Source organism: Pseudarthrobacter sp. alpha12b (assembly GCF_054130495.1).
In genome coordinates, this window is sequence record NZ_CP196746.1 from 4,444,319 (window position 1) to 4,458,952 (window position 14,634).

5 protein-coding genes and 3 rRNA genes are annotated in these 14,634 nt (G+C 61.8%); 6 read left to right on the forward strand and 2 right to left on the reverse strand.

The window, feature by feature from the left end; all coding sequences use genetic code 11:
- The 5 genes from ACTAQI_RS20665 (at position 1) to ACTAQI_RS20685 (ending at position 10,287) form a co-directional block, all read left to right on the forward strand.
- Positions 1-3,699 carry a 1,4-alpha-glucan branching enzyme gene (locus ACTAQI_RS20665; protein WP_457948394.1) on the forward strand — a complete coding sequence of 1,233 codons (3,699 nt, stop codon included), beginning with the start codon at positions 1-3 and terminating at the stop codon, positions 3,697-3,699.
- A 460-nt stretch (positions 3,700-4,159) separates the two neighbouring features.
- Positions 4,160-5,683, forward strand: a 16S ribosomal RNA gene (locus ACTAQI_RS20670).
- A gap of 498 nt (positions 5,684-6,181) precedes the next feature.
- Positions 6,182-9,311: ribosomal RNA gene (locus ACTAQI_RS20675) — 23S ribosomal RNA — on the forward strand.
- A gap of 171 nt (positions 9,312-9,482) precedes the next feature.
- Positions 9,483-9,599 (forward strand): 5S ribosomal RNA (gene rrf, locus ACTAQI_RS20680).
- The 16S, 23S and 5S rRNA genes sit together here, the layout of an rRNA operon.
- A gap of 148 nt (positions 9,600-9,747) precedes the next feature.
- Entirely contained in the window at positions 9,748-10,287 is a 540-nt protein-coding gene (locus tag ACTAQI_RS20685) for a hypothetical protein (RefSeq protein ID WP_457948395.1), read from the forward strand.
- Here ACTAQI_RS20685 and ACTAQI_RS20690 read toward each other — a convergent pair.
- Both ACTAQI_RS20690 and ACTAQI_RS20695 read right to left on the reverse strand, forming a co-directional pair.
- On the reverse strand, positions 10,284-11,339 hold the full coding sequence (locus tag ACTAQI_RS20690; RefSeq protein ID WP_457948396.1) for a LacI family DNA-binding transcriptional regulator: 1,056 nt from the start codon (positions 11,337-11,339) through the stop codon (positions 10,284-10,286). The two genes, ACTAQI_RS20685 and ACTAQI_RS20690, sit on opposite strands and share 4 nt — an antisense overlap.
- Before the next feature lie 2 nt (positions 11,340-11,341).
- Positions 11,342-13,075 (reverse strand): glycoside hydrolase family 13 protein, encoded by a 1,734-nt coding sequence (locus ACTAQI_RS20695; RefSeq protein WP_457948398.1) that lies wholly within the window; start codon positions 13,073-13,075, stop codon positions 11,342-11,344.
- A 188-nt stretch (positions 13,076-13,263) separates the two neighbouring features.
- Between ACTAQI_RS20695 and ACTAQI_RS20700 the strand changes: the two genes are divergently transcribed.
- Positions 13,264-14,634: an FAD-binding oxidoreductase gene (locus ACTAQI_RS20700; protein ID WP_457948400.1), complete on the forward strand. Its 1,371-nt coding sequence runs from the start codon at positions 13,264-13,266 to the stop codon at positions 14,632-14,634.

Here is a 14,634-nt window from a genome sequence, read left to right on the forward strand (position 1 = left end):
ATGAACCAGCCAATCCTCACCCCCGCCCTCACCGCGCTGCTCAAGGAATGGCTGCCGCAGCAGCGTTGGTTCCCGGTCAAGACCCCCGATTTCGCCATCTCCCAGGCAGGCAGCCTGGGCCTCACGGACCCCGGCGGGCGTGCGGCGCTGGCCGTGTTCCTCCTCAACATCAGCACCGAAGGGCCCGACGGCGGTCCGCGCACCGCCGTCGTCCAGGTTCCCTTGAGCTTCCGGCCGGCCCCGGCAGGGGGCATGGAGCGGGCGCTGGTGGGCGAAGCGGCGGGGATGGATCCCACCCGCCCGTGGGTTTACGACGCCGTCCACGACCCCGACTTTGTGGGCGCCTGGCTGGAGCTGATCCGCCAGGAGGAAAAGGCAGCCAGCGGCACCGCAACGGGATTCCGCGTGGAGGGGCCGCACCGCCTTCCCACCGCGAAGGGTGTTGTGAAGGTACTCTCCGGCGAGCAGTCCAACAGTTCAGTCATCGTGGACGACGGCGAGTCAGCGGCCATGGTGAAATTCTTCCGGGTCCTTTCGGACGGGACCAACCCCGAGATTGAAGTCGGAGCTGCCCTGACCAAGGCAGGTACCTCGGAGGTCCCGGCCACCCTTGGCTGGGTCAGGGGGGAGTGGCTGGGGCACGGCAGCCATGCTTCCACCGGCGCCGGACAAGGTACCCGGTACGTCCAGGGGGAGCTTGCGGTGGCCCACGAATTCCTCGCCGGTGGCCGCGACGCGTGGCGGCTGGCGGTGGACGCGGCCCGCTCAGGCACCGACTTCACGGCAGAAGCAAAGGCCCTGGGTGCGGCCACCGCCACGGTGCACAAGCGCCTGGCGGAGGCCCTGGGGCAGTCAGCCGAGCCTGCGCCCGGCAAGGGGGCCGGGCCTGCTGTTGCCCAGCGTGTCCGGACCGCCTGGGCGGAAGCCCGTGCCGCCGTCGGACCTTACGACGACGCCCTGGACTCCCTGCTGGCCAACCTTGACAATGCCCCCGCCGGGCCCCTGCAGCGCATCCACGGCGACCTTCACCTTGGCCAGATCCTCCAGGTCCCGGGCCAGTCCAGCGACGGGTCGCGCTGGGCCATCCTCGATTTCGAGGGCGAGCCCCTGCGGCCCATCGCCGAACGGAACGTTCCGGATGTGCCCCTCCGCGACGTCGTCGGGATGCTGCGGTCCTTCGACTACGCCGCCGGAGCAGCCCAGCGCGAGCAGGAGGGCGCGCAGGTGCCGGACAACTGGGTTGATGACTGCGCCGACGCCTTCCTGGCGGGGTACGCGGGGGTGATCCCCGGCACGGTGGACCGGACCTCGCCCTTGTTTGTGGCATTGTGGCTGGACAAGGCACTGTACGAAGTTGTTTATGAAATGCGTAACAGGCCCGACTGGCTGGCGATTCCAGTAAACGCCTCCAGACGGCTCCTGCGTGGTAACGGCACCGGCGACCACGCCGGTGCAGCATCGGAAGGTAACGAAATGACAGGCTCAGCACGAACTGACCGCCCTGGGGTGCCGCTGCACGTGGATGAAGGCATCCTGGGCAGGATCGCGAATGGTGAACACCACGCCCCCCACTCCGTCCTGGGCGCGCACCTGGACGACTACGGCCATGTCACCGTCCGCACCGTGAAGCACCTCGCCGAAGCAATCACCGTGGTCACCAGCGCCGGTGAAGTGCCCATGAAGCATGAGGCGCATGGCGTGTGGGTTGCCGTACTGGAGCCGCTGGAGCAGGGCCACGTTCCCGACTACCGGCTCTCGGTCACCTACCCGGGCAAGGCCCCGGTGACCGTTGACGAACCTTACCGCTACCTGCCGACAGTAGGCGAAGTGGACCTCCACCTCATCGGCGAAGGCCGGCACGAGAAACTGTGGCAGGTGCTTGGCGCCCACGTCCAGCACTACAAGTCATCGTTGGGGGACGTCAACGGTGTTTCCTTCGCCGTGTGGGCCCCCAACGCGCAGGCAGTCCGCGTCAAGGGAGACTTCAACGCCTGGGACGGACGGGAAAACTCCATGCGTTCCTTGGGTTCCTCCGGCGTCTGGGAAGTCTTCATCCCCGGTGTCGCTGCAGGCGCCTGCTACAAGTACGAAATCCTGACGCGCGGCGGCTACTGGGTCGAAAAGGCCGACCCGCTGGCGTTCGGCACCGAGGTGCCCCCGTTGACCGCATCCAGGGTTGTTGAGCCGTCCTACGCCTTCAAGGACGACGAATGGATGGCCGCCCGGGCCCAGCGCGACCCGCACAACTCGGCCATGAGCGTCTACGAAGTGCACCTCGGGTCGTGGCGCCTGGGCCTTGGCTACCGCGAACTCGCCAAGGAACTGGTGGAGTACGTCAAGTGGCTCGGGTTCACGCACGTGGAATTCATGCCCGTGGCAGAGCACCCGTTCGGCGGTTCCTGGGGCTACCAGGTCACGTCCTACTACGCGCCCACGTCCCGGTTTGGCCATCCCGACGAGTTCCGCTACCTGGTGGATGCGCTCCACCAGGCGGGAATCGGCGTCCTGCTGGACTGGGTGCCGGCGCACTTCCCGAAGGATGCCTGGGCGCTGGCCCAGTTCGACGGCGAGCCCCTCTACGAGCACTCCGACCCGGCCCTTGGCGAACACCCGGACTGGGGCACCCTCATCTTCGACTTCGGCCGCACCGAAGTCCGGAACTTCCTGGTGGCAAACGCCCTCTACTGGCTGGAGGAATTCCACATCGACGGCCTGCGCGTTGATGCTGTGGCCTCCATGCTCTACCTGGACTACTCACGCCAGGAAGGCCAGTGGCGGCCCAACCGCTTCGGCGGCAGGGAGAACCTCGAGGCCATCTCCTTCCTCCAGGAAGTCAACGCCACGGTCTACAAGACGCACCCCGGCGCCGTCATGATCGCTGAAGAATCCACGGCGTTCCCTGGCGTCACCGCACCCACCAGCCACGGCGGCCTGGGATTTGGCCTGAAGTGGAACATGGGCTGGATGCACGACTCCCTCAAGTACATCTCCGAGGACCCCTACAACCGCAGGTGGCACCACGGCACGGTGACGTTCTCCCTGGTCTACGCCTTCACGGAGAACTTCCTGCTGCCCATCAGCCACGATGAGGTTGTCCACGGCAAGGGCTCCATGCTCCGCAAGATGCCGGGTGACCGGTGGCAGCAGCTGGCCAACCTCCGTGCCTTCTTCGCCTACCAGTGGGCGCACCCGGGCAAGCAGCTCATCTTCATGGGCACCGAGTTTGGCCAGGAAGCCGAGTGGTCCGAACAGCACGGCCTTGATTGGTGGCTCGCGGACATCCCCGCGCACAGGGGACTGCAGCTGCTGACCAAGGACCTCAACGAACTGTACGCATCCACCCCGGCCCTGTACGCGCAGGACAACGTTCCTGCCGGCTTCCAGTGGATCAACGGGGGAGACGCAGACCGTAACGTCCTGTCCTTCATCAGGTGGGACACCGAAGGCAACCCGATTGTCTGCGCCATCAACTTCTCCGGTGCCCCGCATGTGGGGTACACCCTGGGCGTCCCCACGGCCGGGCCCTGGACCGAGGTCCTGAACACCGACCACAGCACGTACGGCGGATCCGGTGTGCTGAACGAGGGCGGGTTGAAGGCAACGGACGAGGGACAGGACGGCCAGCCGGCAACGTTGACTGTCACCCTGCCTCCGCTCGGGGCCTCCTACTTCAAGCCCGGCGCAACACCGGCTGACTGACCCAGGCCGACCGGCTATACACGAAAGGCCCGGAATCCGCGTGATTCCGGGCCTTTCGCCTGTCGCCAAGGTGCCCCTCGCGGGCGGACTGGCGATCCGGCAGGAGTGGTGGTACAGTTTATTTCCGCGCTGCTCCACGGAGTCAGACGGAAAACCGATCCCCCAAGCATAAGCTGAGGATGGTCGCGGACGCCGGTTTGACACGCAGGAAGTCAGCGGGTAAGTTTGAAAAGTTGCTCCGGAGCGATCCTGAACGTGGGTTTGGGTGGTGCCGGGTGTGTCTGTTGTTTGAGAACTCAATAGTGTGCCAAGTTTGTTGATACCGATTTTTTATAAAAATTGGTTGATTGTGCTGGGTTTGTCCACCCCGTGGATGGGCCTGGTGTTTTTAGCTGGTTTCAAATTTTGTGCAGCTGTTTCTGCCGTTATTTCCGGTGGTTGTGGTTGTGTCTGTTTGTTTTCAACGGAGAGTTTGATCCTGGCTCAGGATGAACGCTGGCGGCGTGCTTAACACATGCAAGTCGAACGATGAACCTCACTTGTGGGGGGATTAGTGGCGAACGGGTGAGTAACACGTGAGTAACCTGCCCTTGACTCTGGGATAAGCCTGGGAAACTGGGTCTAATACCGGATATGACCGACTATCGCATGGTGGTTGGTGGAAAGCTTTTGTGGTTTTGGATGGACTCGCGGCCTATCAGCTTGTTGGTGGGGTAATGGCCTACCAAGGCGACGACGGGTAGCCGGCCTGAGAGGGTGACCGGCCACACTGGGACTGAGACACGGCCCAGACTCCTACGGGAGGCAGCAGTGGGGAATATTGCACAATGGGCGCAAGCCTGATGCAGCGACGCCGCGTGAGGGATGACGGCCTTCGGGTTGTAAACCTCTTTCAGTAGGGAAGAAGCCGCAAGGTGACGGTACCTGCAGAAGAAGCGCCGGCTAACTACGTGCCAGCAGCCGCGGTAATACGTAGGGCGCAAGCGTTATCCGGAATTATTGGGCGTAAAGAGCTCGTAGGCGGTTTGTCGCGTCTGCCGTGAAAGTCCGGGGCTCAACTCCGGATCTGCGGTGGGTACGGGCAGACTAGAGTGATGTAGGGGAGACTGGAATTCCTGGTGTAGCGGTGAAATGCGCAGATATCAGGAGGAACACCGATGGCGAAGGCAGGTCTCTGGGCATTAACTGACGCTGAGGAGCGAAAGCATGGGGAGCGAACAGGATTAGATACCCTGGTAGTCCATGCCGTAAACGTTGGGCACTAGGTGTGGGGGACATTCCACGTTTTCCGCGCCGTAGCTAACGCATTAAGTGCCCCGCCTGGGGAGTACGGCCGCAAGGCTAAAACTCAAAGGAATTGACGGGGGCCCGCACAAGCGGCGGAGCATGCGGATTAATTCGATGCAACGCGAAGAACCTTACCAAGGCTTGACATGAACCGGTAACGCCTGGAAACAGGTGCCCCGCTTGCGGTCGGTTTACAGGTGGTGCATGGTTGTCGTCAGCTCGTGTCGTGAGATGTTGGGTTAAGTCCCGCAACGAGCGCAACCCTCGTTCTATGTTGCCAGCACGTGATGGTGGGGACTCATAGGAGACTGCCGGGGTCAACTCGGAGGAAGGTGGGGACGACGTCAAATCATCATGCCCCTTATGTCTTGGGCTTCACGCATGCTACAATGGCCGGTACAAAGGGTTGCGATACTGTGAGGTGGAGCTAATCCCAAAAAGCCGGTCTCAGTTCGGATTGGGGTCTGCAACTCGACCCCATGAAGTCGGAGTCGCTAGTAATCGCAGATCAGCAACGCTGCGGTGAATACGTTCCCGGGCCTTGTACACACCGCCCGTCAAGTCACGAAAGTTGGTAACACCCGAAGCCGGTGGCCTAACCCCTTGTGGGAGGGAGCTGTCGAAGGTGGGACTGGCGATTGGGACTAAGTCGTAACAAGGTAGCCGTACCGGAAGGTGCGGCTGGATCACCTCCTTTCTAAGGAGCACCTACAACGATCACGTACCAGCGCATGTTGGTGTGTGGTGTTGTCAGGAAGCAAGCCCGCAGCATGGACGATTGTTCCGTGGCGGGTGCTCATGGGTGGAATATCAACAAATAGGTGCCTGGTGGCACGGACCATTGTTAGTACGGATGCTTTCCTTTGTGGGGGTTGTCCTGGAACGCGGTTGGTTTGTTGCTGCTGGGTAGTGTTTGGCACACTGTTGGGTCCTGAGGCAACAGGACCGGGGGTTTTTGCCTTCGGTACTTTGTTTCTGGTTTCCCTGCCATGGCGGTCCGTGCACGTGTTTGTGTGTGGGGTGTGTGGTGTGGGGTTGTTGTTTGAGAACTACATAGTGGACGCGAGCATCTTGTATAAGAAGCAATTTCCAAGATTTAATGAACCTGGATCTGGTTCGTGTGCTGTGACTCTTTTGGGGTTGTGGTGCGTGGAACGGTTTTCATGGTTCTCTCGAAAATGTTTTTGATCTTTGTGGTCAAGTTTTTAAGAGCACACGGTGGATGCCTTGGCATTAGGAGCCGAAGAAGGACGTAGGAATCTGCGATAAGCCTGGGGGAGTCGATAACCGGACTGTGATCCCAGGGTGTCCGAATGGGGAAACCCCGCCGAGCGCGCGAGTGACTCGGTGACCCGTACCTGAACACATAGGGTGCGTGGGGGGAACGCGGGGAAGTGAAACATCTCAGTACCCGCAGGAAGAGAAAACAATAGTGATTCCGTTAGTAGTGGCGAGCGAACGCGGATCAGGCTAAACCGTTCCATGTGTGATAGCCGGCGGGCGTTGCATGGTCGGGGTTGTGGGACTTTCCATACCAGTTCTGCCGGGCTGGTGGGGTGTGATGTGCGCGCATAGGTGAACGGTTTTGAAAGGCCGGCCAGAGAGGGTGTTAGTCCCGTAACCGTAATGTGTTTGTACCGCCTGTGAGAGTATCCCAAGTAGTACGGGGCCCGAGAAATCCCGTGCGAATCTGTCAGGACCACCTGATAAGCCTAAATACTCCCTAATGACCGATAGCGGACCAGTACCGTGAGGGAAAGGTGAAAAGTACCCCGGGAGGGGAGTGAAACAGTACCTGAAACCGTGTGCTTACAATCCGTCGGAGCCAGTCTGATTCTGGTGACGGCGTGCCTTTTGAAGAATGAGCCTGCGAGTTAGTGTTACGTCGCGAGGTTAACCCGTGTGGGGCAGCCGTAGCGAAAGCGAGTCTGAATAGGGCGTGTGAGTGGCGTGATCTAGACCCGAAGCGAAGTGATCTACCCATGGCCAGGTTGAAGCGACGGTAAGACGTCGTGGAGGACCGAACCCACTTCAGTTGAAAATGGAGGGGATGAGCTGTGGGTAGGGGTGAAAGGCCAATCAAACTTCGTGATAGCTGGTTCTCCCCGAAATGCATTTAGGTGCAGCGTTGCGTGTTTCTTGCTGGAGGTAGAGCTACTGGATGGCTAATGGGCCCTACAAGGTTACTGACGTCAGCCAAACTCCGAATGCCGGTAAGTGAGAGCGCAGCAGTGAGACTGTGGGGGATAAGCTTCATAGTCGAGAGGGAAACAGCCCAGACCACCAACTAAGGCCCCTAAGCGTGTGCTAAGTGGGAAAGGATGTGGAGTTGCCCAGACAACCAGGAGGTTGGCTTAGAAGCAGCCACCCTTAAAAGAGTGCGTAATAGCTCACTGGTCAAGTGATTCCGCGCCGACAATGTAGCGGGGCTCAAGTACACCGCCGAAGTTGTGGCATTCAAGCATTGACTAAGCCTTCGTGGTTCAGGTGTTTGGATGGGTAGGGGAGCGTCGTGTGGGCGGTGAAGTCGCGGTGTAAACCAGCGGTGGAGCCTACACGAGTGAGAATGCAGGCATGAGTAGCGAAAGACGGGTGAGAAACCCGTCCGCCGAATGATCAAGGGTTCCAGGGTCAAGCTAATCTGCCCTGGGTAAGTCGGGACCTAAGGCGAGGCCGACAGGCGTAGTCGATGGACAACGGGTTGATATTCCCGTACCGGCGAAAAACCGTCCATGTTGAACAGGGGATACTAACCGCCCGAGACCTGACCGATCACCCTTGTGGTGTGAGGTTTTTGGTGGAGCGCGGGACCTGATCCTGGGAGGCAAGCGTATTAACAGGTGTGACGCAGGAAGGTAGCCGAGCCGGGCGATGGTTGTCCCGGTCTAAGGATGTAGGGCGAGTGGTAGGCAAATCCGCCACTCATTGTGCCTGAGATCTGATGGGACCCCCGTTTGGGGGGATTTGGTGATCCTATGCTGCCGAGAAAAGCATCGACGCGAGGTTTTAGCCGCCCGTACCCCAAACCGACACAGGTGATCAGGTAGAGAATACTAAGGCGATCGAGAGAATTATGGTTAAGGAACTCGGCAAAATGCCCCCGTAACTTCGGGAGAAGGGGGGCCCCAACCTTGAACGGACTACGCGTCCGGGAGGGGATCGGGGCCGCAGAGACCAGGGGGAAGCGACTGTTTACTAAAAACACAGGTCCGTGCGAAGTCGCAAGACGATGTATACGGACTGACTCCTGCCCGGTGCTGGAAGGTTAAGAGGACCGGTTAGCCTGTAAGGGCGAAGCTGAGAATTTAAGCCCCAGTAAACGGCGGTGGTAACTATAACCATCCTAAGGTAGCGAAATTCCTTGTCGGGTAAGTTCCGACCTGCACGAATGGAGTAACGACTTCCCCGCTGTCTCAACCATAAACTCGGCGAAATTGCAGTACGAGTAAAGATGCTCGTTACGCGCAGCAGGACGGAAAGACCCCGAGACCTTTACTATAGTTTGGTATTGGTGTTCGGAGTGGCTTGTGTAGGATAGGTGGGAGACGTTGAAGCCCGGACGCCAGTTCGGGTGGAGTCATCGTTGAAATACCACTCTGGTCACTTTGGACATCTAACTTCGGCCCGTAATCCGGGTCAGGGACAGTGCCTGATGGGTAGTTTAACTGGGGCGGTTGCCTCCTAAAAAGTAACGGAGGCGCCCAAAGGTTCCCTCAGCCTGGTTGGCAATCAGGTGTCGAGTGTAAGTGCACAAGGGAGCTTGACTGTGAGAGAGACATCTCGAGCAGGGACGAAAGTCGGGACTAGTGATCCGGCGGTACATTGTGGAATGGCCGTCGCTCAACGGATAAAAGGTACCTCGGGGATAACAGGCTGATCTTGCCCAAGAGTCCATATCGACGGCATGGTTTGGCACCTCGATGTCGGCTCGTCGCATCCTGGGGCTGGAGTAGGTCCCAAGGGTTGGGCTGTTCGCCCATTAAAGCGGTACGCGAGCTGGGTTTAGAACGTCGTGAGACAGTTCGGTCCCTATCCGCTGCGCGCGCAGGAAATTTGAGAAGGGCTGTCCTTAGTACGAGAGGACCGGGACGGACGAACCTCTGGTGTGTCAGTTGTACTGCCAAGTGCACCGCTGATTAGCTACGTTCGGATGGGATAACCGCTGAAAGCATCTAAGCGGGAAGCTCGCTTCGAGATGAGATTTCCATACACTTTATGTGTGAGAGGCCCCCAGCCAGACCACTGGGTTGATAGGCCGGATGTGGAAGCGAGGACTAACGACTCGTGAAGCTGACCGGTACTAATAGGCCAACAACTTACACCACACAGAAACATACAAAACACTGTGCTTGCGTCCACTATGTGGTTCCCAACCAACAACCCCGCCACGGGGAAACGGTTACACGGAACCAACAACAAAATAACAACACCACAAATGTTGTAACCACCAGTCTTCCCACCCCCCAAAGCACCACCGGGGGACCGGGTAAAAGGGTTACGGCGGTCATAGCGTGGGGGAAACGCCCGGTCCCATTCCGAACCCGGAAGCTAAGACCCACAGCGCCGATGGTACTGCACCCGGGAGGGTGTGGGAGAGTAGGTCACCGCCGGACACACATTAAGTAGGGCCCTGACAAGGAACGTCAGGGCCCTACCGCTTTAACAAACAACCCACAGGGTCCAGGCCCACCAAACCATCCAAGCAACGCTCCGCCAACTGGTTCCGTCCGGCCGGGGCTCCCGCAGGTAGAGTATTCCCTCATGAGCAGCATCTTCAGCCACGCCCAGGATCCTTCCCAAGACGACGGCCGGAAGACCGGCGACCCGCTGGAGCCGGTGGTGAACACTGTTTTGGTGCCGGGTCCGGTGGCCCGGGCTTTCGCGGGTTTTACGGACCACACGCACCTGTGGTGGCCCCTGGAGAAGCACGGTGTCTACGGGGCAGGCTCCTATGTGGAGTTTGAAGAGAACCTGATCCTCGAAACAGCCGACGATGGCCGTACCAGCATCTGGGGAACCCTCGATGACTGGCAGCCACCGTTGTCCTTCCACGCCACCTGGCACCCCGGAACTACGGCACTGTGGTCCACTGAACTCCTGGTGGTTTTCCGCGCCGTCGAAGAGGCAACGGAAGTCCGTGTGTTCCATGAAGGGTGGGAAGGCGCCGAGGACCCGGTCGCCGCGCGTGAACAATACGTGGACGCCTGGCCGCAGATCCTGGAAAGGTTTGCACGCTTCATGGGCGCCGCGGACCCGGCCACGGACCCAACTGGCGCGGAGCCAGCCGAAGGCTTGTCCTAGATTGGCTGCCCCGCCACGTCCGGCGGTACGGCAGTGCTGTTCCGAATCACGAATTCCGTAGGGTACTCCTGGTCCTGTGCAGCAGCTGCTGCCGTGCCGTCGTCGTAATTCCTGGCGGTATCATCCAAAAGGGCCAGCGCAGTGGCGGCCGCCAGCTTTCCCTGGCCCCGCGGGTCCTGGCTTACCGTGGTCAGCCCGAAGGTCTCTGCGAGCTCGTGCCCGTCAATTCCCACCACGGAGAGATCCTGCGGGACCCGAAGCCCAAAGTCGCGTGCAGCAAGCATGATCCCCACTGCCATCTCATCGGAAGCGGCAAACACTGCAGTGGGGCGCCCGGCAGGTGTTCCCAGCAGCCGGCGGCCGGCCGCGTAAGCGCCCTGGATGGTGAAATCGGCACTGGCGTTCCACTCCTGCCGCAGCGGCAGCCCGGCTGCTGCTATTGCCGCGGCGAAGCCCTTCTGCCGAAGCTGCGGGAGCTTGAAATCGCGGTTCAGCCCTGCGTCCCCGGTGATATGCGCAATCCGGGTATGCCCCAGCCCAACCAGGTGGCGGGTAGCCATCATGGCCAGGCCTTCGTCGTCGATCCTGATGGTAGAGGCGCCGGGCAGGGCCCCTCCGATGCCCACAATGGGACGGTGCACTGCCAGCAGCTGGCCAATCTCTTCCTCGCTGAGCACCAGCGCCACGGCGATCACGGCATCAAGGCGTTTTCGCAGCAGGAAGTCGGTGAGGATGCTGCTGCGGCGTTCCGGCTGCTCGCCCACGTTGTACAGCGTGAGGTCATAGCCGGCATCGAGCAGGGTTTCCGAAACGCCTTCCAGCACCGAAGAGAAGTACCAGCGCTGCACGTTGGGCACCACAAGCCCAATGTTGTGGTTGCGCCCGGATGCGAGGCTGGACGCATGGTACGAGGGAACAAACCCGAGTTCCCGGGCCGCCTCCTGGGCAAGGCGGCGGCTCCTGGATGACACGTTGGACTTGCCGCTCAATGCCCGTGAGACGGTAGCCACGGACAAGCCGGCCCGGCTGGCAACTTCTTTGATGCCTGCCATTGTCAGTGGGCTGCTGTGGTGTCCGGTCCAAGCTGTATCCACGCGGTCTCACCGGAGGCAAGAGCATGGCCAGTGCCTGCCGGAAGGCTGCGGATCAGGATGTGGCCCGCAGGCATTTCCAGCGGCTCGTGGTTCAGGTTCATAATCACCAGCGTAGTGCCGTTCAGGTAGGCCAGGGAGGAGCCGGTGCACCAGTCCTCGACCCAGGCCAAGGATCCCCTGCCCAGGTCCAGTATCCGCCGGCGGGCCAAAGCGTCCCGGTACAGGGACAGGTGCGACGACGGCGATTCCGCCTGCAGGTCCCTCGCCAATGCCTGGAAGGAGTCGGGAATGGGCAGCCATGGATCGCTTCCCGAACCAAAGCCAAGGTGCTGGTCCCCGGCACGCCAGGGCAGTGGCACGCGGCAGCCGTCACGGCCAAGCCGCTGGCCGCCTGTACGGACGAACGTGGGGTCCTGGCGCAGGTGTCCCGGAATGTCGATGCCGTCCGGCAACCCGAGCTCCTCACCCTGGTAAAGGTAGGCGGCACCGGGCAGCCCAAGCATGAACAGCGAGGCGGCGGCTGCGCGGCGCCGGCCAAGTTCGTCATCCGGCTGCGGATCTGCGGAGCCGATGCCGTCTCCATCCCGTGGGCCGAGGCCGTTGTAGCCAAACCTGCTGGCGTGGCGGACCACATCGTGGTTGGAGAGCACCCACGTGCTCGGGGCGCCCACGCCGTCGAGGACCGTCAGGGAGTCCGTGATGACCGAGCGAAGCCGGTGGACGTCCAGGCCTGCGTGGAGATACGGGAAGTTGAATGCCTGGTGCATCTCGTCGGGCCTGACCCAATGCGCCAGCCGATGGAGGTCCACACTCGCTTCGGCACAGAGAATCCGGTCCGGTCCATACTCGTCGAGGATGAGCCGCCAGTTCCGGTAGATGTCGTGGACGGCGGGTTGCCCGAACATGGGCGCCTCGTGGCCGGGGTACCCCTCGCTGCTGCCGCCATCGGCGCGGCCGCCCCAGGCCGGCAGGCCCGGTGCCTTGACCAGCGCGTGGGCTACGTCCACCCGGAAACCGGAGACACCGCGGTCCAGCCAGAAACGGAGCACGCGCTCGAACTCTGCGTGGACGGCGGGGTTGTCCCAGTTGAAGTCCGGCTGCGAGGAATCGAAGAGGTGCAGGTACCACTGGCCCGGCTGGCCGTCCGCCCCTTCCACCCGGGTCCACGCCGGCCCGCCGAAGTGGGATTGCCAGTTGTTCGGCGGTTCCTGGCCGTCCGGTCCGGTCCCGTCCCGAAAGATGAACATGTCCCGCTCCGGGCTTCCGGCCGGTGCGGCGAGGGCTGCCTGGAACGCCGGATGCTGGTCCGAGCAGTGGTTGGGTACCAGGTCCACGATCACCCGCAGGCCCAGGCGGTGCGATTCAGCCATCATGACGTCGAAGTCGCCGAGGGTGCCAAAGATGGGGTCAACGTCGCAGTAGTCGCTGACGTCGTAGCCGGCGTCACGCTGCGGCGATCGGAAGAAGGGGGACAGCCAGACGGCGTCGACGCCCAGGTCAGCCAAATGCGGCAGTTCCTCTGTGATTCCAGCCAGGTCACCAACGCCGTCGCCGTTCAGGTCGCGGAATGACCGGGGGTACACCTGGTAGATCACGGCGGAGCGCCACCAGCCCGGAACGGTGTCAGCAGCATGGACGGGCGTCAGGGGACCGGCGAAAGCCAAGGTGTCCTGGGTCACAGTATCGACAGACATGGAAGCCAGCATAACGGCGGACCTCGATTTAATGAAAACGCTTCCATGGTTGTTTCGCGGAAGGATTGGCGCGCCGTCAGAGGGCGCGGCTTTAAAACTGGAAGCGGTTGCACCGTAGGAAGTCCGCAGGTGACCGAGGGCAGCGCACCTAGACTGGGAAGGTATGTCCGACGACGGGTGGAGGCTTTGTGGGAAGCATCATTGACGAGCTGGAAGCCATCCTGACGTCAGATCAATTGGACACGGGCGAGGTCTCGCTCCGCCGGTACGCGGTGGACCAGGCGCCTGTCATCGACTTCCAGCTTCCGCTGGCAGTGGTGTTTCCCGAATCAGTAGCCGACGTACAGGCAGTGGTGAAGGCCTGCGCGGGCAGCGGGGTGGCGATCGTGCCCCGGGGCGCCGGTACCGGCGTGTCCGGCGGTGCCCATGCCATCACGAACTGCATCGTCCTCTCACTGGAGCGGATGAATCGGATCCTTGCACTGAACCCGGACGACGAAACTGCCGTGGTGGAACCGGGCGTGGTCAATGCTGTCCTGAATGAATCCGCAGCCGGCCACGGCCTCATGTACGCACCGGATCCTGCCAGTTTCCGCAGCTCCACAATTGGTGGCAACGTTGCCACCAATGCCGGCGGCCTCCGGTGCGCCAAGTACGGGGTCACCAGGGACTCCGTCCTGGCACTGGATGTGGTCCTGGCGGACGGCTCCCTGATCCACACCGGCCACCAGACTTTCAAAGGCGTGGCGGGCTACGACCTCACGGGACTCTTCGTGGGGTCCGAAGGGACGCTGGGCATCGTCGTCGGGATCACCGTTCGGCTGAAGTACCTGCCCCGGGAAGTGCACACCGTGGCCGCCTTCTACCCTGACTTCAGGCTGGCTGCCGCGGGGGTCCTGGCTGTGGGCAGGGCGCGTGTCCAGCCTGCCATCATGGAACTGCTCGACGGCGGAACGCTGGCCCAGCTCGACGACATCCACGGGTCCGACCTCACCGCACGCGGGAAATCGTTGCTGCTGGTCCAGACGGACGGCTTTGGGGCTGCTGCGGAAGCGGAGGAGGTGCGCCAGGTCCTCCGGGCAGGCGGCGCCACCGTCACCACCGAGGCAAGCGCAGAAGCGGAACGGCTGGTGGAACTGCGCCGGCACAGCCGGGGCGCGGAGGTGGACGACGAGTACCGTGTGGGTGAAGACGTCGCTGTTCCCCGGTCGCGCCTGGTGGACTACGTTGCAGCGCTCGAAGCCATGGCAGCCGAGCAGCAGGTGCACCTGAAAGTGGTGGCCCACGCCGGCGACGGAAACCTGCACCCCACATTTTGGATCGACCGGCAGGGGGCCATCGTCGACGCCGGTGCCATGGAGCGGTTGCAGATGGCGCTGGACGAGTCCATTACGGCGGCCCTGGCCATGGGCGGCACCATCACGGGCGAGCACGGCGTGGGCCAGTACAAGCTCCGTTGGCTGGGCCAGGAGCAGCCGGAGCCCCTCCGGGAGCTTCAGCGGCGGATCAAGGACCTGTTCGATCCTGCCGGAATCCTCAACCCCGGAAAGGCTATCTAG